This window comes from Acinetobacter colistiniresistens, from assembly GCF_000413935.1.
Classification (GTDB): Bacteria; Pseudomonadota; Gammaproteobacteria; order Pseudomonadales; family Moraxellaceae; genus Acinetobacter; species Acinetobacter colistiniresistens.
In genome coordinates, this window is the sequence record NZ_KE340381.1 from 161,095 (window position 1) to 183,588 (window position 22,494).

At 41.2% G+C, this 22,494-nt stretch carries 21 protein-coding genes; 9 read left to right on the forward strand and 12 right to left on the reverse strand.

Annotated elements, in window-relative coordinates; translation table 11 throughout:
- Nucleotides 1-91 precede the first annotated feature (91 nt).
- Both F907_RS04715 and F907_RS04710 read left to right on the forward strand, forming a co-directional pair.
- The gene (locus F907_RS04715) at nt 92-379 is read left to right on the forward strand and encodes a PA4642 family protein (RefSeq protein ID WP_005150979.1); all 288 of its coding nucleotides are present in this window, start codon (nt 92-94) and stop codon (nt 377-379) included.
- A gap of 158 nt (nt 380-537) precedes the next feature.
- On the forward strand, nt 538-1,071 hold the full coding sequence (locus F907_RS04710; protein WP_016652850.1) for a hypothetical protein: 534 nt from the start codon (nt 538-540) through the stop codon (nt 1,069-1,071).
- Between the two features lie 69 nt (nt 1,072-1,140).
- On the opposite strand, the gene F907_RS04705 is transcribed toward F907_RS04710, so the two are convergent.
- Nucleotides 1,141-4,227 carry a DNA translocase FtsK gene (locus F907_RS04705; RefSeq protein ID WP_016652851.1) on the reverse strand — a complete coding sequence of 1,029 codons (3,087 nt, stop codon included), beginning with the start codon at nt 4,225-4,227 and terminating at the stop codon, nt 1,141-1,143.
- Between the two features lie 252 nt (nt 4,228-4,479).
- Here F907_RS04705 and trxB point away from each other — a divergent pair, with 252 nt between their 5' ends.
- The 4 genes from trxB to F907_RS04685 all read left to right on the forward strand — a co-directional run bounded on the left by trxB (nt 4,480) and on the right by F907_RS04685 (nt 8,766).
- Nucleotides 4,480-5,430, forward strand: coding sequence for a thioredoxin-disulfide reductase (gene trxB / locus F907_RS04700; protein ID WP_005273370.1), 951 nt, complete (start codon nt 4,480-4,482; stop codon nt 5,428-5,430).
- A 117-nt stretch (nt 5,431-5,547) separates the two neighbouring features.
- On the forward strand, nt 5,548-7,104 hold the full coding sequence (locus F907_RS04695; protein ID WP_016652852.1) for a methyltransferase regulatory domain-containing protein: 1,557 nt from the start codon (nt 5,548-5,550) through the stop codon (nt 7,102-7,104).
- Nucleotides 7,105-7,190: 86 nt separating this feature from the next.
- Nucleotides 7,191-7,922, forward strand: a complete 732-nt coding sequence (gene aat / locus F907_RS04690) for a leucyl/phenylalanyl-tRNA--protein transferase (protein ID WP_016652853.1) — start codon at nt 7,191-7,193, stop codon at nt 7,920-7,922.
- A gap of 28 nt (nt 7,923-7,950) precedes the next feature.
- The gene (locus F907_RS04685; protein ID WP_016652854.1) at nt 7,951-8,766 is read left to right on the forward strand and encodes an arginyltransferase; all 816 of its coding nucleotides are present in this window, start codon (nt 7,951-7,953) and stop codon (nt 8,764-8,766) included.
- On the opposite strand, the gene rimI is transcribed toward F907_RS04685, so the two are convergent.
- The 8 genes from rimI to F907_RS04645 all read right to left on the reverse strand — a co-directional run bounded on the left by rimI (nt 8,752) and on the right by F907_RS04645 (nt 17,715).
- Complete coding sequence (gene rimI / locus F907_RS04680; protein ID WP_171068387.1) at nt 8,752-9,213, reverse strand: ribosomal protein S18-alanine N-acetyltransferase; 462 nt, start codon at nt 9,211-9,213, stop codon at nt 8,752-8,754. The two genes, F907_RS04685 and rimI, sit on opposite strands and share 15 nt — an antisense overlap.
- Before the next feature lie 94 nt (nt 9,214-9,307).
- Complete coding sequence (locus tag F907_RS04675; protein WP_005273361.1) at nt 9,308-10,192, reverse strand: metal-dependent hydrolase; 885 nt, start codon at nt 10,190-10,192, stop codon at nt 9,308-9,310.
- Between the two features lie 222 nt (nt 10,193-10,414).
- Complete coding sequence (locus F907_RS04670) at nt 10,415-11,296, reverse strand: metal-dependent hydrolase (protein WP_016652856.1); 882 nt, start codon at nt 11,294-11,296, stop codon at nt 10,415-10,417.
- Nucleotides 11,297-11,611: 315 nt separating this feature from the next.
- The gene (tuf, locus tag F907_RS04665; protein WP_004802222.1) at nt 11,612-12,802 is read right to left on the reverse strand and encodes an elongation factor Tu; all 1,191 of its coding nucleotides are present in this window, start codon (nt 12,800-12,802) and stop codon (nt 11,612-11,614) included.
- A 92-nt stretch (nt 12,803-12,894) separates the two neighbouring features.
- The gene (gene fusA / locus F907_RS04660) at nt 12,895-15,033 is read right to left on the reverse strand and encodes an elongation factor G (protein ID WP_005239239.1); all 2,139 of its coding nucleotides are present in this window, start codon (nt 15,031-15,033) and stop codon (nt 12,895-12,897) included.
- Between the two features lie 177 nt (nt 15,034-15,210).
- Complete coding sequence (gene rpsG / locus F907_RS04655) at nt 15,211-15,681, reverse strand: 30S ribosomal protein S7 (protein ID WP_004655203.1); 471 nt, start codon at nt 15,679-15,681, stop codon at nt 15,211-15,213.
- Nucleotides 15,682-15,841: 160 nt separating this feature from the next.
- On the reverse strand, nt 15,842-16,216 hold the full coding sequence (rpsL, locus tag F907_RS04650) for a 30S ribosomal protein S12 (RefSeq protein ID WP_004638184.1): 375 nt from the start codon (nt 16,214-16,216) through the stop codon (nt 15,842-15,844).
- A 158-nt stretch (nt 16,217-16,374) separates the two neighbouring features.
- Nucleotides 16,375-17,715 (reverse strand): EcsC family protein, encoded by a 1,341-nt coding sequence (locus F907_RS04645; protein WP_016652857.1) that lies wholly within the window; start codon nt 17,713-17,715, stop codon nt 16,375-16,377.
- A 289-nt stretch (nt 17,716-18,004) separates the two neighbouring features.
- Here F907_RS04645 and F907_RS04640 point away from each other — a divergent pair, with 289 nt between their 5' ends.
- Nucleotides 18,005-19,234, forward strand: a complete 1,230-nt coding sequence (locus F907_RS04640) for a beta-ketoacyl-ACP synthase II (protein WP_005273351.1) — start codon at nt 18,005-18,007, stop codon at nt 19,232-19,234.
- Nucleotides 19,235-19,255: 21 nt separating this feature from the next.
- On the forward strand, nt 19,256-19,708 hold the full coding sequence (gene hemJ / locus F907_RS04635; RefSeq protein ID WP_004655209.1) for a protoporphyrinogen oxidase HemJ: 453 nt from the start codon (nt 19,256-19,258) through the stop codon (nt 19,706-19,708).
- 63 nt (nt 19,709-19,771) lie between these two features.
- Here hemJ and F907_RS04630 read toward each other — a convergent pair whose 3' ends face one another.
- Nucleotides 19,772-20,164, reverse strand: a complete 393-nt coding sequence (locus F907_RS04630; protein WP_016652858.1) for a hypothetical protein — start codon at nt 20,162-20,164, stop codon at nt 19,772-19,774.
- Nucleotides 20,165-20,217: 53 nt separating this feature from the next.
- A complete protein-coding gene (locus tag F907_RS04625) occupies nt 20,218-20,904 on the reverse strand; it encodes a tetratricopeptide repeat protein (protein ID WP_016652859.1) in 687 nt (228 codons plus the stop codon).
- A gap of 119 nt (nt 20,905-21,023) precedes the next feature.
- On the opposite strand from F907_RS04625, the gene F907_RS04620 reads away from it, so the two are divergent.
- A complete protein-coding gene (locus F907_RS04620; RefSeq protein ID WP_016652860.1) occupies nt 21,024-21,548 on the forward strand; it encodes a hypothetical protein in 525 nt (174 codons plus the stop codon).
- 56 nt (nt 21,549-21,604) lie between these two features.
- Here F907_RS04620 and F907_RS19045 read toward each other — a convergent pair whose 3' ends face one another.
- Entirely contained in the window at nt 21,605-21,766 is a 162-nt protein-coding gene (locus F907_RS19045; RefSeq protein WP_005239251.1) for a hypothetical protein, read from the reverse strand.
- Nucleotides 21,767-22,494 lie beyond the last annotated feature (728 nt).

Sequence of the window (22,494 nt, forward strand, 5' to 3'; positions counted from 1 at the left end):
AGGCAAAATACGCGGGTGGATCTGGAAAGCATGGCTTTCCCCCACTTCAAGGATTTTGCCTTTATTATTTTATAAGACTGAGGAGATTGTCATGGCATTATCACAGCCAGCAACTTTCAATGAAGAATGGTCAGATGAGCGTGTGTTTGCCTACCTTAACCAACTTCCTCCCACTGGCGTCAATGCTGACTTTCATGTGCTTTATCATGCCTTCAAACATATGCGTCCAAATGACTATGAACGCTTAATTACTCAGTTTTTGGCCGATGGCCGTGACTTGAATGCCACCAACCCAGAAGGTCAGCGCATTCATGATGTGATTGCACAGTTCCCACGTCAAAAAGATGGTTTCCTAGAAGTATTGGCAAAATTTGCTTAATGACTATCTAGAATAAAGCCACATAATTTATGCGTCTTATATAATAAGTTTAAATTATGTGGCTTTATCTAAAACCATCTAACTTTTTGTAATTTATTAAATTTCAAATAAAACCAATACAATTTTATTTTCCAGCAACCTATTTGCTAATAAAGACAATGACCAACACGAACAATCATTTAATTGAATCACCTCCAATAAAACACCATCTTGCTGATCTGAAAATTATCAGTATGAAGCAGTTTATTATCTTATCCATCACTTCATTTGGTTTGTATCAAATTTGGTGGATGTTTAAAGCATGGCGTTTTTTTGCGATCAAAGATAATTTAAATATTATGCCTGCCGCGCGTGCCATCTTTTCAATTTTCTTTTTATATTTGCTGTTTAGCAAGATTCAGAGCTATGCTCAAGAAAATGGCTATACACGGTCATTTTCATCAGCATGGATGTTCGTTGGCTATCTACTCATAATATTTGCCTACTATCTGCCTGATCCTTATTGGTTGATTACCTTATTCGATTTCATTTTCTTAATCCCTGCTTTTGTCGCATTTAATTATGCCAAAATCCAATCCACAGACCTTAATGCAATTCGCCAAGAAACACTCGGGGCTGGACATATCATTGTCGTTGCAATTGGTTCTTTGTGTTGGTTATTAATCCTGATTGGTCTTTTTACTCGGGTCTAATCAAACCCGAATTCTTCTACAAATAAAAAAGCCTCTAATCATAGAGGCTTTTTTATTTGACTTTCCTGATTAAACCAGAATATCCCGTTTACCATTGGCGCCCATTGAGCTGACAATGCCATTCTCTTCCATCTGGTCAATAATGCGTGCCGCACGGTTATAGCCCAAACTAAATTTACGCTGCAGCGACGAGGTGGATGCCTTACGGGTTTCCAGCACAAAGGAAACACATTGGTCATACAACGCATCTCGGCTTGGGTCACCATCGCCATCTTCAAAGCCACGTGAGCTTGGCTCTTCATCAAATGGCGTCAGGATCTCATCGACATAATCCGGCTCACCACGTTCACGCCAAGCATCACAAATACGGTTGACTTCATCATCACTAATAAATGCGCCATGGACACGCTCAGGCTCGATTTTACCCGGCCCTAAGAACAACATATCACCATGACCGAGTAAGTCTTCTGCACCACCTGCATCGAGAATGGTACGCGAGTCAATTTTACTGTTTACGCGTAAAGCAACGCGGGTTGGAATATTGGCTTTAATCAAACCTGTAATCACGTCAACCGAAGGACGTTGCGTTGCAAGCAGTAAGTGAATTCCTGCTGCACGCGATTTCTGTGCCAAACGGGTAATCATTTCTTCGGCTTTTTTACCGACCTGCATGATCATGTCGGCAAACTCATCCGCAACAATCACAATCGATGGTAATGGTGCCAAACGCGGTGCACGTTCACCCACAACAGAATCACTGGCTTTCCATGTAGGATCAATTAAATCCTCACCATTGGCAATCGCCTCTTCGACCTTACGGTTATAGTCACTGAGTTTACGAATTTTCAGGAATGACATCAGTTTATAACGGCGTTCCATCTCATTCACACACCAGTTTAATGCACTGACTGCATCTTTCATGTCAGTGACTACAGGCGTTAATAAGTGTGGAATATCGTTATAGTTAGCCAATTCGAGCTGTTTCGGATCGATTAGAATCAAACGTAACTGATCAGGTGTGTACTTCAATAACATCGAAAGGATCATCGAGTTGACTGCAACCGACTTACCAGAACCTGTGGTCCCAGCAACCAGCATATGTGGCGCTTTACCGAGGTCAGTAATGACAGGATTACCTGAAATGTCTTTACCCATCGCCATAGAGAGCAAACCCGCAGGGTCTTCAAAAGCTGGCGTTTTCAATAACTCAATCAACCGTACCATTTCACGGCTACTGTTCGGCACTTCAATCCCGATATATGGTTTTCCTGCAATCACTTCAACTACACGAACAGATGCCATCGACATTGAACGTGCCAGATCGCGTGAAATATTGGTCACTTTAGAGGCTTTTACGCCCGGTGCAAGATCGAGTTCAAAGCGTGTTACGACGGGTCCTGGCTGGGCTTCGACCACCTGAGCTTTCACATTAAACTCTTGTAGTTTGATCTCTAAAAGCTCAGAAAGGCGCGCGAGTTGCTCAGCGGTAAAATTGACCTTTTTGTTTGGATCAACTTCATCCAGCAATTCCAGACCCGGTAAAGTCGATAGATCACGGCGTTTTTGCGCGACTTGCATGGCACGTGACATTGGACGACCAAACGCATCCGTTAACGGAGCATCCAGATCAAAATCTTCTTCGAGATCTAAATCCGCATCTGGATCTGCTTTACCCGCAGTTTCTTGCCATGCCTCAATAAAGGCTTCTTTAGACAACGTTTCTTTTGGCGCAGCAGCGACCTCAATCGGTGCTTTTACAAAAGCAGAGGATTGGGCATAACTGGTACTACGAGGAGGTGCCTGTTCGCGCTCTTCCTCAACCATAAGATCACTAAAGTCATCCATATCCTGTCCTGCAGTGCCATGCGTTTCTTCTGGAACAGGATGTATTGTATTTTGCGCTGGGGCAATATAGGGCTGCTCAGCTACAGGTCTTGCAGACTCAGTGATGAGTGCTTCGATATCTGACTCAAATCCAATATCATCCCCACGCGTAGAAGGATGAGAGGGCTGCTCTTGCGTAAATGGCGTATGTAGATCCGTTGCAGTCTTGCTATTCGGTACAGCAGCCAATAACTCATCAAAGATTTGATCATCGTTCCAATCTAGATGACTGTGATTGGCTGTTTGGGTTGTTGCTACGTGTGCAGCAGGGGCTGTGAACTGGGCAGAAGCATTGGCAGAATCATCCGCAGCTCTTAACAATGCATCAATCTCTTGTTTATGGCTGGCATCATCACGCTGTAAGGCACGCCATACTTCACCCGTTTGGACCAGACGTTGACTTTCATTTTCAAACTGATGTGCACGTTGTAAGGTCTGTTCAAACGCGTCTTCTTGCGGAGCCGTTTGAGGTTGGGTACTGCCCTGTTGTTCTTTCGCAACCACATCAGCAAATAATTTTTCCGCCATCAACTGATGATGTGAATCATCAATTTTAATCAGTTTTGCCTGAACCTGATTGGCTTTAGGCGCATCCATCTCTGGTGCAGAGTCCGAATCTTTTACTGCTTTATTTTTGATTGCTGCTGTTTCAGAAGCTGCCAGTTGCTCGGTCAGATCATACGCAGACTCATGCTGAGGTACATTTTTATAGAATAAATCTTGTAGATAAGCAGGTGTATTTTTCAATGTTGCCCAAGTTTTGTTCCACTGAATCCCAAAAGCCAAGGTCAATAATAGAATACTAAACGCGAATAAAAACAGTGTTGCACCATAAATGGTCAACAAATGCGATAAGCTTTGCCCCAACTCATAACCAATGATCCCGCCTGCCGCATTATCCAAAGTATCAGCGGGTGTATTCCAATGCAGATACAACAAGCTGGAAATTGAAAGAATCAAGAAAAACTGGGCCGCATAACGAAATGGACGATTGAGAAAGCTTCTCGGCCACCACACTTGAATGGCTTCAATAAACAAGAAAATCGGGATAAGTAAACTTGCCCACCCCAGAAAACCGAACAGTAAGTCTGCGATCCAAGCACCTGCTACACCACTTGCGTTTGAGACCTGTTGGGTATCACTGGAAATATGCATCCAGCCCGGATCAAACGGCGTATAGGTTACTGTGGCAAGAAATAAATAAATGCCAAAAGAAATTAAAAATAATGTCATTAAAAAGCGTTGTGCATAAACACTTGACACCGCAGTCATATACAGTCCTGTAACCCAATTCGTTATTTGTTGGTATCTTTTAAGGCCTAAATTACCTTAATCAATAAGTTTTATATTATGCACTCGTTCTTACAAAAAAGATGCACGATTGTTTACTGTTGTTGTTAACATCCTGCACGGATATAGTTCAATTCGATTGAGTTAATCAATATTATCCCGATCGATTTACCCCACTCCGCGCTGGATTCACGTATAATTTTAGCAGTTTCAATATAAAAAGGATGTTCTTTAATGAGCGCTCGTCACTCACGATTAATTATTTTGGGTTCTGGTCCTGCAGGCTATAGCGCAGCAGTATATGCAGCACGTGCTAACCTCAAGCCAACACTGATTGCAGGTTTGCAACTCGGTGGTCAATTAACAACGACCACTGAAGTTGACAACTGGCCAGGTGACCCAGAAGGATTAACGGGGCCTGTACTGATGGAACGTATGCAAGCTCACGCAGAACGTTTCGGTACAGAAATCGTCTACGATCATATCAATGAAGTAGATCTTAACACTCGCCCATTCGTGCTCAAAGGCGATATGGAAGAGTACACATGTGATGCGCTGATTATTGCAACAGGTGCGACAGCACAGTATTTAGGTCTTGAGTCAGAAGCCGCATTTATGGGTCAAGGTGTGAGCGCATGTGCAACCTGTGATGGCTTCTTCTATAAGAACCAAAATGTCATGGTTGTCGGTGGTGGTAATACCGCAGTTGAAGAAGCACTTTATCTTTCTAATATTGCAGCGCATGTCACACTGGTTCATCGCCGTGACAGCTTACGCTCAGAAAAGATTTTGCAAGACCATCTTTTTGCCAAAGAAAAAGAAGGCAAAATCAGCATTATCTGGAATCATCAAGTCGATGAAGTATTGGGTGATAAAACTGGCGTAACCGCTGTTCGCATCAAGTCTACCCAAGATGCAAGCACGCAGGATGTTCAAGTTCAGGGCTTGTTTGTTGCGATTGGACATAAACCGAATACAGGTATGTTTGATGGTCAATTAAATCTACGTGATGGTTATATTCAGGTACATAGCGGTACTGCGGGCAATGCCACTGCGGCCTCTGTTGAAGGCGTTTTTGCTGCGGGTGATGTTGCTGATAGTATCTACCGTCAGGCCATTACTTCTGCAGGATCAGGCTGTATGGCGGCTTTAGATGCAGAGAAATATCTCGATAATCTAAACTAATTAGGCCAATATCGAAAAACCACCAATCTTTGGTGGTTTTTTTATGCCAGTATCCATACAATCAAAAAATTGACGACTTTTTACACATACCAGCAATCAGCCTTTTAGGATATATCAATGACAACGACCTGGACGAATGGCTACCAAACGGAAGTGAACTATACCTACGGTTATTATCGAGACCTCAGCCCGAATTTCCAAAAGTTTTGCTTACTCTTGAACGGTATCGATAGCCCGGACTTTCAGGAAAATCATCATCATTGCGAACTGGGCTTTGGTCAGGGCGTCAGCATTAATATTCATGCAACCTCGAATGAAGCAGCATTTTATGGGACGGACTTCAACCCAGCCCACGCAGCTCATGCCAACCAGCTGGCTGAACAAAGCAAGACCGAACACTATTTCTATGACGACAGCTTTGAAGAATTACTGAATCGTTCCGACTTACCCATGTTTGACTCTATTAGCTTGCATGGAATCTGGAGTTGGATCAGCTATGAGAATCAACACATTATTCTTAAATTTATCCGTAAGTTTCTAAAGCCCAATGGTATTGTTTACATCAGCTATAACTGTGTTACGGGTTGGGCAGCCAATATGCCAATTCGTGAGTTGTTCCATAGTCACTTCAAGTTCAATAGTAAAAGTACCAATCCACTGCAAAAGGTCAATGAAGCACTGAGCTTTAGTGAGGATTTACTACAACAAAACCCTATTTTTGCCCAACGCAACCCCAATGCATTGCAAAAAGTCGCCGATTTAAAACAACAAAACCCCAATTATTTGATTCACGAATATCTAAACCAAGACTGGCAATGTTTTTCCTTTCAGCAGATTGTCCGAATTCTGGATGAAATCAAACTGTCTTATGCAGGCTCAACCGATTTAAGTACGCACTTAGATAATATTAATTTTTCTGAGCAACACCAAGCCTTTCTAAATGCCATTGAACATCCCATTTTCAAAGAACAATGCCGTGACTATTTTGCCAATACCCAATTTAGACGCGATCTGTTTATTCGAGGGAAAAATAATTTAACCCCGTTACAAACACAAGAACGACTGCGTAAAACTGCCTTTGTATTACTTACGGCCAAGGAACAACTTCCAACCAGTATCAGTGGCCTGCTAGGAACATTCAATCTCATTGAAGAAATTTATCAGCCTATTGGCGATAAATTTGCTCAGGAAAACTATCGCCCACTGACCATTGCTGAATTAGAGCAAAGTCTTCCTCAGCTCAATTATGCAAAAATTCTCAATGCCTTGGTCATTCTCTCGCATCTCGGACTGGCCCAACCCTGCCAAAGCTTAGAGCCAAAGCAGCAGACGTTGGAGCAATGCCACCGTTTGAATCATTATTTACTGCAACAAGCCAGCTTTCATCAAAACTATAATGTGTTGATTAGCCCAATTACGGGTATCGGTTTAGCAACAGAACATTTCCATCAATTGTTTTATCGCGCACATTTTGTTGAAGGTCTAAAGTCTGCGAGCGAATTTGCCCATTACGTGCAGGATGTGCTGAATCAACTCAATTGGTTAGTTTTGAACAGTGAAGGGAAAACTGTATCGGACCAAGAGAAAAGCCTCGAAATTATTCAAGGCAAAGCACAATTGTTCTTGGACAGCAAAAAACTCCATATTGCCAAACAGCTGCGCTTATTTAGTTAAACCCGACATGGGAATGGCAATAACGAAGATTGCCATTCCTGACAACTTCAGTTAGCTTAGAATGATTGTTATTTACTTTTTGTGCTATGCAACTGCTTCCGCCCTCACACTATATTTTCCCCAATCCAGTTGAAGCTGATCCCGAAGGTCAAGGATTTATCTGTATTGGAGCCGATCTGTCGCCCTCCACTTTATTTGAAGCTTATACACATGGATTATTTCCTTGGTTTAATGAAAATGAACCGATTTGCTGGTGGAGTCCCGAGCCACGGTGCATTATCGAACCTCACACCTACAAACCAAGTAAATCCTTAATCCGGAATATGAAAAAGCATGATTATAGAATCAGTGTCAATCATGCTTTTGAACAAGTGATTCGCTCATGCTCCATGCCACGTAGCTATGCCAATGAGACCTGGATTAGTGAAGATATCATTGAAGGCTATTGTGCATTATTCCAAGCGGGTTATGCTTATAGTATTGAGGTATGGAACCAAGATAAACTGGTCGGTGGCTTATATGGTGTCACGATCGGCAAAGGTTGCTTCGGTGAGTCCATGTTTAGCACTGAAACTGATGTTTCTAAAATGGCATTTTATGCCTTGATGTTAATTGGACAAGAAAATCAGTTGCCTTGGATTGATTGCCAATTGGTCAATGATCACCTTCTGAGCCTTGGTGCCCGTACACTTTCTCGCCAAGACTATCTTAAATCGTTACAAGATGTAATTATTGCCCCCTCTATCAATTGGAAAAGTTATCAAGAACGTGTATTTTCAAGTAAAACAATAGCAGTTTTTGCAAAATTAGACGGTTAACGGATTAACACCTTGGAGGGACAGATTAATGAAATCATATCAACCCAAGTCCCTTTTAAATGACTTACAGTACTATATTACGCCGCCACATGATTGCAGTTATCTCGATAACAAATCGGCACGGATGGTGTTTTTAGATCCAATTCACCGTATTGATGTGGTGACCTTGTCAGAACTTTCTCGTGTCGGTTTTCGTCGTAGCGGCGATTTTGTCTATCGTCCAGAATGTCATCTGTGTCGCCAGTGTTTATCCTGTCGTGTTCCTGTTCAAGAATTTAAAATGAACAGCAGCCAAAAAAAGGCATGGAAACGCAATCAAGATTTGCAAATGAGTATTTTGCCAACGTCGCAAGCGACTCAGCAGCATTATGATCTGTACGAACGCTATATCAATGAACGTCATGCCGATGGCGATATGTACCCAGCCAGCCTAGACCAGTTTGAAAAATTTCTGGTACATAGCTGCACAGAAAGCTTCTTTATAGAATTATGGAAAGATCAAAAACTGATTGGGGTTTCAACCTGCGATTTAATGGATGATGGCCTTTCAGCGGTTTATACCTTTTTTGATCCAAATGAACAACGTCGCTCACTCGGTGTTTTCGCGATTCTCAAACAAATCGAATATGTACGCACACTAAACTTAGATTATCTCTACTTAGGCTATTGGGTACCACATTCACCTAAAATGAATTATAAATCGCAATATACCCCACTGGAGTTATTGCTCGATGGACAATGGCGTCGACTCAATCGCCCACTCTCAGACCATGAGATCCATCAGCTGGGAAATTCATTGATGAGTACGCTACCCTCAGAGTGGAATAATTTAATTATTAAATAACGCAGCAAAATCATCGGTGCATGTTTTGACCATAATCACAGCATGCTCTCTTGAGCCATCCGTATTGGGATAATAATTTTTGCGTAAGTCAATTTGATGAAAACCGGTTTTTTCATACAAACCAATGGCGGCTGTATTACTTTCACGGACTTCTAAAAAAATCTGGATCGGATGGTTTTTTAATTGCTGAATAGAATCATCCAACAAGGTATATCCGAGCCCCTTCCCTTGTTGACTTGGGTGAATTGCCATTAATAATAAATTTGCCTCATCCAAGACTGGCTGCAAAATACAAAAACCCACCACCTGATTGGCCTGCTCATAAACCGTACATTGATATGAAGCTAAAGACTCCTGAAACTGTTGTTTGCTCCAAGGATGGGTTTGTACCAAACGCTCAATTGCAGCAACACTATCCAAATCGCTTTCCTGCATCAATCGAATCACGATCTATCACTCTATAAAAATACTGCTACAGATTATCGGCAATTTAAAACAAAATTTGAATAAAAAAATGGGCAGTTTTTGCTGCCCATTGAAGTTAACTCAAATTAAACCCCAGTTCAGCTCGCCATTTATTCAACAACTCAGTGGTATCCTGATCATTTGGATGAAACTTAGGTCTTAAAAAATCTAATAAAGTTGGGATTTGACGTACCATAAACCCTTTATAGCCATACATAAATTTGATCATATATTTGCTATCACGCCACGTCAGCTTGCCATCGGTTTGGAGTAGTTTTGCAGTGAAATAAGATTGGGTAATAAAGATTAACCCCATTGCAATGATGAGAGCCAGTGAACGCATAAAATAGGCTTTAGGGCCTTGTCCATACATGGCTTGATAAACATCAAAAGCAACTGCTTTGTGTTCATTCTCTTCTACCGCATGCCACATCCATAAATGGTACATGGTTTCATCCATAAACATGGCTTGTATATCTGGATTGCTTAATAATTCTTCAGCAATCGTAGAAGTAAAATGCTCTAACGCACAGGTCCCTGTTAATCCAATCATTTCTTTGCTAAAACCAAAAGGTTTTAATATTTTTGAGGCAATACCAATGGTTCTGTTAATTAAACGTCCAGTTTGTCCTTCCATTTCACGTACTTTATAACCATACGCTTCAGCCGAAGCATTAAAAGCCAAATGCTCTTTGGAGTGCATCGCTTCTTGACCAATAAAGGCGCTGATTTCTTTCTGTAATCGAGGATCAGCCAATTGAGGTTCATTACGTACTGCACGGGTACTATTCACAAAGAACTGCTCACCTTCTGGAAATAAAGCTGAAAGTGCAGTCATAAAATGTGTGAGTGCTGCGTCACCATTGGCCCAATAACGTGGCACTTCACCGAATTCAAAATCCATGCGGCGTACAGGGAAACTGGCGCCAGCCCGGTTTGAAATATTGACTTTAGCATTCATACCTTGTTCTCCTATCCGATGAATATTCTTGCTTGATTCTTTTCTATACTTTATTTATACGCCCTTTTTAGCGCATGAAATAAGTGCAGATAAGGTCAGAAAAACATCATCTGAGGACATCTGAATCTGTTTAAAATCTTGTATAAAATGAAAGATTAAAATAAAAAAGGAACAATATTTATTGTCCCTTTTCAGGAGTAACGAGGTCAAAATAAGGAAAGTTTACAGACCCAATTTTGCTTTCCAATCCTGCAATAATTGCACGGTATCTAAATCATTGGGATGGAAGCCAGGCTTGAAGTAGGCCAACATTTCCCCCGCCATCCCAGAAATAATCCCTTTCGATGGACTATAGGCATATTGATAAATCATCCCGAGCTCTTTAAGATTTAATTTTCCATCATCTTTCAATAATTTTATAACGAATGAAGATTGGGTCAGGAAAATCGCAACCATTGCCACAACAAGTGCAGTATTACGGAGTGCATACGCCTTCACACCACGTCCAAAAATTTCTTCATACACGTCATAAGCCACCGCTTTATGTTCATTTTCTTCTACTGCATGCCATAACCACATATATTCCATGGTCTTATCTTGCATCAATGCTTGAATATGCGGATTACGCAGCAGCTCCGAAGCAATCGTTGCAGTAAAGTGCTCCAGTGCCGTTGTTGCTGTCAAATCCACCATTTCTTGAGTCATACCGAAAGGCTTGACTAATTTAGCAAACAGCTTACGTCCTGTTTGAATCACGACACCTGTTCTTCTTTCCAAAGTCTCAACATCATGCCCATATTTTTGAGCTGAAGCATTGAAGTTAACATGCTCTTGGGTATGCATGGCTTCTTGACCAATAAAAGCACTGATTTCTTTTTGTAGTTCCTGATTATCTTTAATGGCTGGGTGATAACGCACAGCACGTACTGAATCAATAAACAGTTTTTCACCGTCTGGGAACAATGCAGATAAACCTGTCATAAAATGAGTTAAACCAGCAGAACCGCTCACCCAATATTCTGGAACCTGATCAAAATCAAAATTCATACGACGTACTGGGAAACTTGCACCTGCACGATTCGAAACATTTACTTTAGCATTCATGCTGCCTACTCCTTTTCAGTGAAATATCGCCACTGAGCATTTTGTTCGTTTTCTTGAGTTTTATATTACGTTTTTATACGAATCAAATAAGTGCAGTTTAGGACAGCGTATTATCAGTTTAGGACATGAGGAGGAAATTTTAATTAAGTATTAAAATTTTCGACGCAAGAGAAAAAAGAAAACCAATGAAACTACTTTTCTGACGTAAAAGGAAATTTTAATTGAAGACTAGAATTTCGACATAAGAAAAGAAATACAAAAACAATAGGCATAAAAAAACACCCCAAAGGGGTGTTTTTTTATCACTCTAAGCGATTATGCAGTTACTTTAGCAACAACACCAGCGCCTACAGTACGACCACCTTCACGGATCGCAAAACGTAGACCTGGGTCCATTGCGATCGGGTGGATTAACTCTACTGACATTTCTACGTTGTCACCAGGCATAACCATTTCAACGCCATCTTGTAATTTGATCGCGCCAGTTACGTCAGTTGTACGGAAGTAGAACTGTGGACGGTAACCGTTAAGGAATGGAGTGTGACGACCACCTTCTTCTTTAGAAAGTACGTATACTTCTGCATCGAATTTAGTGTGCGGCTTGATTGTACCTGGTTTAGCAAGTACTTGACCACGTTGTACGTCTTCACGCTTAGTACCACGAAGAAGAACACCACAGTTCTCGCCTGCACGACCTTCGTCAAGCAATTTACGGAACATTTCTACGCCAGTTACAGTTGTCTTAACCGTATCTTTGATACCTACGATTTCAACTTCTTCACCAACTTTTACGATACCCGCTTCTACACGACCAGTTACAACTGTACCACGGCCTGAAATAGAGAATACGTCTTCGATTGGCATCAAGAATGCTTTGTCGATCGCACGTTCTGGTTCTGGAATGTAAGAATCAAGTGCAGCAACTAAGTCGATTACAGCTTTCTCGCCATAAGGACCATCGTTACCGTTTAATGCTTGAAGCGCTGAACCACGGATGATTGGAGTGTCATCACCTGGGAAGTCATAAGTAGAAAGAAGTTCACGAACTTCCATTTCTACTAATTCAAGTAATTCTTCATCATCAACAAGGTCACACTTGTTCAAGAATACGATGATGTAAGGTACACCAACCTGACGTGAAAGAAGGATGTGTTCACGAGTCTGTGGCATTGGACCATCAGTCGCAGCACATACAAGGATCGCGCCGTCCATCTGAGCAGCACCAGTAATCATGTTTTTAACATAATCGGCGTGGCCCGGGCAGTCTACGTGAGCGTAGTGACGGATTGGAGAATCGTATTCTACGTGTGAAGTATTAATGGTAATACCACGTGCTTTTTCTTCAGGAGCTGAGTCGATTTGTGAGTAATCTTTCGCTTCACCGCCGTAAGTTTTTGCACAGATAGTTGCAATCGCAGCAGTTAAAGTTGTTTTACCATGGTCAACGTGACCAATTGTACCCACGTTTACGTGTGGTTTATTACGTTCAAACTTGGCTTTAGCCATGATGATCTTCCTTTATAAACTGCTCATGAGGGTCGCCCATGAGCACTTGGTTTTTAACTAAATTTTAGTTGGGTAATATAGTAATCGAAAGATTACTCGTCGTCACCTTTTTTACCGCCAGCTTGGAACTTAGCGATGATGCCTTCAGCCACGTTACGTGGAGTTTCAGCGTATTTAGCGAATTCCATAGAATAAGTCGCACGACCTTGAGACATAGAACGCATTTGAGTCGCGTAACCAAACATCTCAGCCAATGGAACTTCTGCTTTAATTGCTTTTGTTCCACCAGGAAGATCGTCCATACCTTGAACCATACCACGACGACGGTTTAAGTCACCCATGATATCGCCCATGTAGTCTTCTGGAGTTTCAACTTCAACTTTCATGATTGGTTCAAGAAGGATAGGATCTGCTTTCATGAAACCGTCACGGAAAGCGTATGAACCAGCCATTTTGAACGACAATTCATCAGAGTCGACATCGTGGTAAGAACCATCGAATAATGTCGCTTTGATACCCACAACAGGGTAACCAGCCAATACACCATTCTTCATACGTTCTTGAATACCTTTATCAACCGCACCAAAGAATTCTTTAGGTACAGTACCGCCGACAACTTCTTCAGCGAATTCGTATTCTTTACCAGCTTCTTCAACATCCATAGGTTCTAAACGAACATATACATGACCGAATTTACCTTTACCACCTGTTTGACGAACAAACTTACCTTCTTGTTCAACAGACTTTTTGATCGTTTCACGGTAAGCAACCATTGGTTTACCAATGTTCGCTTCAACACCGAATTCACGCTTCATACGGTCAACGATGATGTCAAGGTGAAGCTCACCCATACCAGCAATAATTGTTTGACCAGATTCTTCGTCTGTACGAACGCGGAACGATGGATCTTCTTTCGCCAAACGACCTAAAGCAATTGACATTTTTTCTTGGTCAGCTTTAGTTTTTGGTTCAACAGCCAATGAAATTACTGGCTCTGGGAATTCCATACGCTCAAGGGTAATGATGTTTTTCTCATCACATAATGTATCACCCGTCGTAACGTCTTTAAGACCTACACACGCTGCGATATCACCTGCACGGATTTCATCAAGATCTTGACGTTCGTTCGCATGCATTTGCACGATACGACCGATACGTTCACGCTTAGATTTAACTGGGTTATAAACCGGATCACCTTGTTTAAGAACACCAGAATAAACACGTACGAAGGTTAAGTTACCTACGAACTTATCGTTCATGATTTTGAACGCAAGTGCAGAGAACGGCGCTTCGTCAGATGCTTCACGAGATGCTTTAGTTTCATCTTTGTCGTCAAGAATACCTTCAATTGCTTTAACTTCTGTTGGAGAAGGCAAGAATTGAATTACAGCATCCAACATACGTTGAACACCTTTGTTCTTGAACGCTGAACCACAAAGCATAACTTGGATTTCAGACGCCAATGTACGTGAACGAAGACCAGCGATGATTTCTTCTTTAGAAAGATCACCTTCTTCTAAGTACTTGTCCATTAACTCTTCAGATGCTTCAGCCGCAGCTTCAACCATCTTAGTACGCCATTCTTGAGAAGTCTCAACGAGGTCAGCAGGAATATCACCGTATTCGAACTTCATACCTTGAGATGCTTCATCCCAGATAATCGCTTTCATTTCGATAAGGTCAACAACACCTGTAAATGTATCTTCTGCACCGATTGGCACAACGATAGGTACAGGATTACCACCTAAACGAGTTTTAACTTGCTCAACAGCACGGAAGAAGTTTGCACCAGTACGGTCCATCTTGTTCACGAATGCTAAACGAGGCACTTTATATTTGTTCGCTTGACGCCATACAGTTTCAGACTGAGGCTGTACACCACCAACTGCACAGTAAACCATGCACGCACCGTCAAGAACACGCATAGAACGTTCAACTTCGATTGTGAAGTCTACGTGTCCCGGTGTATCAATTACGTTGATACGGTGTTGTTGGAATTGGTTAGCCATACCAGACCAGAAACAAGTTGTAGCAGCAGAGGTAATTGTAATACCACGCTCTTGCTCTTGTTCCATCCAGTCCATTGTTGCTGCACCATCGTGTACTTCACCAATTTTGTGAGATACACCTGTGTAGAACAAAATACGTTCAGTTGTAGTTGTTTTACCTGCGTCAATGTGCGCAGAAATACCGATGTTACGGTAATTACTAATTGGGGTTTGGCGAGCCATGATGTCTACATTCCTAAATGTTATATTTAAAACAGGACGCATCAATTAAATTGATGCGCGCGAATATCCATGCAGGCAACTTAAATACCCGCAAAGCCCCCACTTTGGTAAAGAGCGATGTTGAATCGTGCTGCGGTACGCATGAATATTCTCCTGATTAGGGACTGTTTTATCCGCTTAGAAACGGTAGTGAGAGAAGGCTTTGTTGGCTTCAGCCATACGATGCACGTCTTCACGTTTTTTGATCGCTGCACCTTTACCTTCAGCTGCATCAAGCAACTCACCAGCAAGACGTAAAGCCATCGTTTTTTCAGAACGCTTAGCAGCAGCATCTACTAACCAACGCATAGCTAGAGCAGTACGACGGGATGGGCGTACTTCCATAGGTACTTGATAAGTAGCACCACCAACACGGCGTGCTTTTACTTCAACCATAGGACGAACTTTTTCAAGAGTAGTCTCGAAAAATTCAACTGGGTCTACTTTGTTTTTTTCTTGAACGCGGTCTAAAGCACCGTAAACGATACTTTCAGCAATAGATTTTTTACCATCTTGCATTACGTGGTTCATGAATTTAGCGATTGTTTGGCTGCTAAATTTTGGATCTGGAAGGATCTCACGAGCAGCGACTACGCGACGTCTTGGCATTTTAATACACCTAATAATATGACACTTCAGGATAATCCAGCAGTTTGTACAAGTGTCATGTACACGACGCTGGCCTTACTATACGTCGCTTGAATTACAAATCTATGAAGAATTCAAACAAGCGAAACGCTAAAGGGTTGTTTGGGCTAGTTTCCTAGAATTACTTCTTAGGACGCTTAGCACCGTATTTAGAACGTGACTGGTTACGATCTTTAACGCCAGCACAGTCTAAAGAACCACGAACGGTATGGTAACGTACACCTGGTAAGTCTTTAACACGACCACCACGGATAAGAACAACACTGTGCTCTTGTAAGTTATGACCTTCACCACCGATATAGCTAGATACTTCAAAACCTGAAGTTAAGCGAACACGGCAAACCTTACGCATTGCTGAGTTAGGTTTTTTAGGTGTAGTAGTATAAACACGTGTACATACACCACGACGTTGTGGACAAGCCTTCAACGCAGGAACTTTTGATTTTTCAATCAAAGTCGTACGACCCTTACGGATCAACTGATTTGTTGTTGCCATTTGGCAATTCTCCCGTTATTAAACAACCTTAAAAAAAGAAAAGAACCTCTTTTTAAGGGCACATAATTGTAAGCTAAGAAGTAAAAATGGTCAACATTGTTAGTGCTGACCATTTCTTGGCTTTGTTGTGTTTTGATATCTAAAATTGCATACAACGCTTAGCTAGGTTTTGTTGATGCAGGTTCGATATCAAGTGCTTTCGTTTCTGTACCCATTTCAGCGCCCTCTTCAACCGACAAGTTCTCTTGCTGCTTTAGCGCAGGCTGCTGTTCGGTATGCGGATGCTCAACGACATGCTGCTCTGCTAATTGCTGAATTCCCTCTTCAACCTTGTCACCCACAGAACCCTTAGCAGCCGTATTTTCTTTCGTTTGAACAGTCACTTTGGTATTCACATTATTCTGTTGCTCTGAGGTGGCGTTATTGCCTTCAACTGCCGCAGAACTTAATAAACGCGGACTCGCTTTTTTCAACAGTTGTTCTGCTTTGAAATAAGCCTCTAAAGGTGAAATTTTTTCATTGGGATGTTCATTGATATAAAATCGGGCTGCACCAAAAATCGCCTGAGATTTATGGCCAACATCATCCAATAATCTCCAACTATAGAAACCACCCAGTGCTGCACCCGCAATCGGGGTCAATTTCCCAATTACCGATGCTTGCGGAATACGATTGAGCCAGTTCCATTTAAACTGACCATTTTCATCTACCAACCACTTTTTCACCAGTTCAATATCATTGTTTGAACCAAGCAGTTGCTGGAATTGCTGTAAATCATGGGTTTCCAACATGGATTGCAATGCTTTTAAGGCGACGAGCAAAGTCTGTTTTTCCGCAACCAAACTTAAGTCAATTTCTTTAAAGACAAAGGCAACGATCTCTTGATCTGCATCTTCAGTTAAATCAAAACCGTGCGAACGCCCTGTCTGATATATGGTTCTCAAAGCCAGTACGATTGAAGCTGGGATATCAATCGCCGCACCCCACACCCCTGTAGCACCTGTAATTGCACCCTGCGCTGCTGCGAGTAATTTATTTTGCTCAATTAGTGCCTGGCTTAAACGTTGTGAACGCCCCGTATCCTGAGTCAGCTCAATAATATCTTTCACCCCGGCTTCTTCCAGAATTTTTTCTGTTAAGGAGCTATTCGAACTAAACTCATTCAACCATTGAAATAAATAGTCAGACACCTTCTCTCCTAAATCTGGAGATACAAATGAAGCGACGTTATTGACTCGGTTGTAATGGCGACCTAACAGCTGATGCGACAGTTTTGGGAATTGTTGGCGTAACATTTGTTGAGGATTTTCATATTTCTCCACTTCAAACGGACTTTTGAAACGGGCTTTGCCTTCAACAATATTGGATGAGTTTGCCAATTCCGCACCCGATGTCGTTGGAGCCACTTGCAGTTTTTGTAATTCTGAACTGAGCTTTTTAGCCACTCCAAAGGCTTGTGCAAATAAACCTGAAGATTGCTTGTTTTTAGATTTTGTCATCAAGTACCTCTGTTGTGTAATCTGTGCATCTCTAAGTAAATACTAGGTTGAATGCAGATTTATCTCAACTTTTATCTGTGTACTTTCATTACGTTTCGTCACAACAGCAGCAATATTTACGAATATTTACACAACTGGAAATAGTCATAAAATTTGCCATAAGAAATAAAAAACCTTTCTGCTATTATGGTGTCATTCACTCATAAGCCATTTTAATCGTTATTTTCTCCTGATTTGTATTCGTAGCGAGATGCGCAAGGCTTAGTATTATCAGAAAAGGGATCTGTAAATGAAACGTGTTGTAATCACTGGTATGGGCATTAACTCATGTATCGGTAACTCTTTAGAAGAGGTCACTCATTCTTTAAAAAATGGAATCTCAGGAACACGTTTAAACCCTACTTATGCAGAATTGAATTTCAAAAGCCATGTCAGCGCAGCTGCTGAACAGGATTTTGATGGCATTGACCGCAAACTCAAACGCTTTATGGGCGTATGTGCAATGTATGCTTACAACGCAGCAGTTGCAGCAGTAGAACATGCCGGACTTAAACAAGAAGATTTGGCCAACAATCCTCGCTACGGTATCGCGGGTGGTAGTGGTGGGAACTCAACAGCTTCTGTTGCCGAAATGGTGAAATTATTAGAAGAAAAAGGCGCACGTAAAATCGGTCCGTTCTTTGTTCCTCGTAATATGAGTAACACCATTACCGCAAACGTAGGTGTTGCTTTTAAACTTCAAGGGATCGCTCATTCGATTACCAGCGCATGTGCAACGTCTGCCGATGCCATTGGTTATGCCTACAACCTGATCCAACTGGGTAAACAAGATCTAATGCTTGCCGGTGGCGGTGAAGAAGACCATTGGTCACAAAGCTTGTTGTTTGATGCGATGGGTGCCTTATGTTCAAAATACAACGACTCACCTGAAACTGCCTCACGCCCATATTCAAAAGATCGTGATGGCTTCGTCATTGCAGGTGGTGGTGGTTTCGTGGTGCTTGAATCACTCGAACATGCGCAAGCTCGTGGTGCCAACATTTTAGCTGAAGTGATTGGCTATGCTGCAAATAGTGATGGTGCAGACATGGTTGCACCAAGTGGTGAAGGTGCAACACGTTGTATCATCATGGCCTTGGACGAAGCTAAACAGCATGGTGTAGAGCAGATCGACTATGTCAACACGCATGGTACATCTACACCTGCAGGCGACGTGACTGAGCTTAAAGCTATGGAGCGTGCATTTGGTGAAGGTCAGGTTCCGCCACTCAGCTCAACCAAATCAATGACAGGTCATAGTCTTGGTGCCGCGGGTGTACAGGAAGCCATCTATTCGGTATTGATGATGCAAAATGACTTTATTGCACCCAATATCAACGTGACCGAGCTGGATGAAGGTGCGCAAGGTTTCGATATTGTACTTGAAAAACGTGATGCAAAACTGAATACTGTCATGAGTAACAGTTTTGGCTTTGGCGGCGTAAATGCTTGCCTTATTTTCAAGAAGTGGGATGCCTAATCCCACTGAGTAGGATGATCAATGGATGCACCTTCTGATGCTTTTTTGTGGGTAAAAGCATTACATATTATTGCCGTGGTGTGTTGGTTCGCTGCTTTGTTCTATCTACCACGTCTTTTTGTTTACCACGCCATGAGCGAAGATGCCGTCAGTCATCAACGCTTTGAAGTGATGGAACGCAAGTTGTATCGCGGGATTATGTGGCCATCTATGATTGCCACACTCATTACCGCCCACTTTCTGGTTGACTGGGGTGATGCAACCCGACATTACCATGAGGCATTATGGTTCTATCTCAAAGTCGGCTTGGTAGGTCTGTTAGTGATTTACCATTTTGTCTGTGGTTATTACCGTAAAAAACTGATTGGCAATGCGCACTATAAATCGCATAAGTTCTGGCGTTTCTTCAATGAAATGCCAACCCTGATCTTGTTTGCGGTGGTGATTTTAGTCGTGGTCAAACCTCAGTTTTAACTCAACAGCACTGTTCTTTTTCTAATGCTGTAGCTTAGACTACAGCATTAACCCCAATCCAAACTACAAACAGCTTATCCCCTTCAAGTTTAAAGACACTTGCTGAAAGTGAGTCTCTTTTTTTGTTTTAAAATTACGATAGCTTGCGCCATAAAGAATATAGCCTTGTGACACAAAGGTATATTGCCCCGTTACTTTGCCATCAATCAGCTCATTCATGGTTTTATAAACCTCAGGCTGAGCAAACTTCTCTACCTCAACTTCCTCAATATGGACTGGCACAGAAAGCTTGATATTTTTGAGATAGGGATAATACTTAATCGACTGTATCTTTTGATATTCTGGTGAAACCAATAAAATTGATTTTTTGCCATCAGCAAAACAGTAATATTCATTACTTGCATAGGCCTGTACGCACACAGATAAAAATAGACACATCAAAACAGTTTTTTTCATCTTTCTTTGCTCAACCAAGGATTGATCTGTGTATAGATATTCTGACAATCAGATCATAAATATTGCTTTATTCTTAACGGCACTTTATTTGATAAGCCTGACTTTTTCATTTGATCTGCATAGATCATGTAATTTTTTCTGGCTTGACCTAGATTTTTTAAAGCAAAATAGACATCCGCTCGATTTAAATAAGCCACGGTCCGATTCGGATCCAACGTTATCACATGCTTTAACAACCTCAAGGAATCATCATAGTAGCCCATTTGATAGAGAAAAAATGCAGCATCATTTAGCTCAACTGCATCCTGTTTTTGATAAGTCGATAATTGGCAGTCAATGCTTTTAATAATTTGCCTGATCTCTGATACTTCACTTTTATGGACCTGTTTTAATTGTTCCGAAGGTAAATAAGGAAAATACTCAACTCCGTCTTTGCCACCACCAATATCGGCCATCCATAGCGGCGTTTTACTCTTTTTATCCCATTGCCCACTACAACTATTTGAAATCAGACTCGGTATCGTATCTAAAATCACTTTCCGGTTATTATCGACTACAAAACACTGTGTCATTTCGGTTTCAAATCGATCCAAGACTGCTGAATAGTGATATTGATGATTTTGATAAGAATCAATGATTGGAAGGACAAGCTTGGAATGACCATTCAACTCCACTAAGGGAAAACCCGTACAATTTTTATAATGCTTGATATCTAAATCCGCATAAGACGCACTGCTCATCCAGCAGAGTGAAAAAAAACATTGATTGAATGCTTCACATATCAAAATTCATCCTTCCTACGGCGTATTTTTGTTCTAAAATAAACGGTATATCTCAGTTTTTAATACTTAAAGCTTAAATGATCAAAGCATTTCCAGCATTTATACAAAGATTAAAAGCCCGCTTTATTTCCAGCTTAATCTTTTATCTCAAAATGAATCAATTCCAATATCGTGGTTTGACGTCTGGTGAAATCGAAATGGCGTGTCGCGTCTTTGGTCATTTAATTGATTATACAAAAGTCAAAATCTTTAACATCCCCTACTTACCTTGGCAACCTGTCAATATTTTTATGGCACCGAATGGCAACCTGTTCGTTCATCAAAAATATTTCAGTTCGGACTACTCAACCTGCTCCCTCTCCTTGCAAGGAATTTTTATTCACGAACTGGCGCATGTTTTACAGTTTCAACAACACACACATGTGATTGTCAAAGGTGCAATCCTTCAGGCAGGCTATTACCTCAGCTTTAAACAATATAACCCTTATCAATATCACTTGATCCAAGGTAAAGCGTTTTCTAGTTATAACATTGAGCAGCAGGGTGATATTGCACGCGATATTTTTTTGAACAGGATTCCCAATATTATCCTCAAAAACTAAAAAGCCCCGTAATTTATATTTACAGGGCTTTTTAAGTAAGTAATTCACACTGGAACTTATGCAGCAGTGCCTTTACCCGTTTCAATTGGGTGTTCATGACTATCATCCATATCAGTCGTAAATTCTACACGCATCGCATCCTTAACAATGGTTCCTATACGCCCAACACCAATAGCTAAACCCAAGGCGATTACAGGCAATAAAATCGTTGAAGTCATAATTTCGTACCTCTTTATTTAAATGACTATTTAACAAATCAGCTTAAGCTTGCTGGTCTTGCTCACGGAACATGACTGTACCAATACGACCAACAACCACTGCTAAACCAAACGCAACCACAGGAAATAATAAAACTGACATCTTCTTTACCTCATCAATCCATACATCAAAATTGAATGATCAATTAAACTTGTTGATCTTTTTCTTGGAACATTACGGTGCCTACACGGCCAACGACAACAGCCAATCCAAAAGCAATCACAGGAAATAATAAAACTGACATTATTGTTACCTCTTTATTTTCGTGTTTGAGTACACTGGATCTACATCAAAGTGTACGCTTGTTCACATTAATTAGGATAATAGCAGTGCACAAATGTGCACTCAAGTGTCGTAAAGATATTCCCGACAAACGGTATAAAAAACACTCAAATCATATATAAACCCATGAATACGCTATATTTTTAAAAAAGTACAAGTGTTTCACTCATTCCCATACAATAAAAAATATAGAAAGTGATTATTTTTTCTCAAGTTTTTGTAATATCCACAACTGTTGTAATCGATACGTCATACCCAGATGTAAAAATGGTATGAAAAAAACTTGCTATGATGCTATTCAATTTATTCACAATTACGCACCATAATCACGCAAATATTGAGAAATGTTGCTGTTTTATACAGAAAAACTTGTTATTTTTACGCAGAAAAATGCGCATTTAGTATA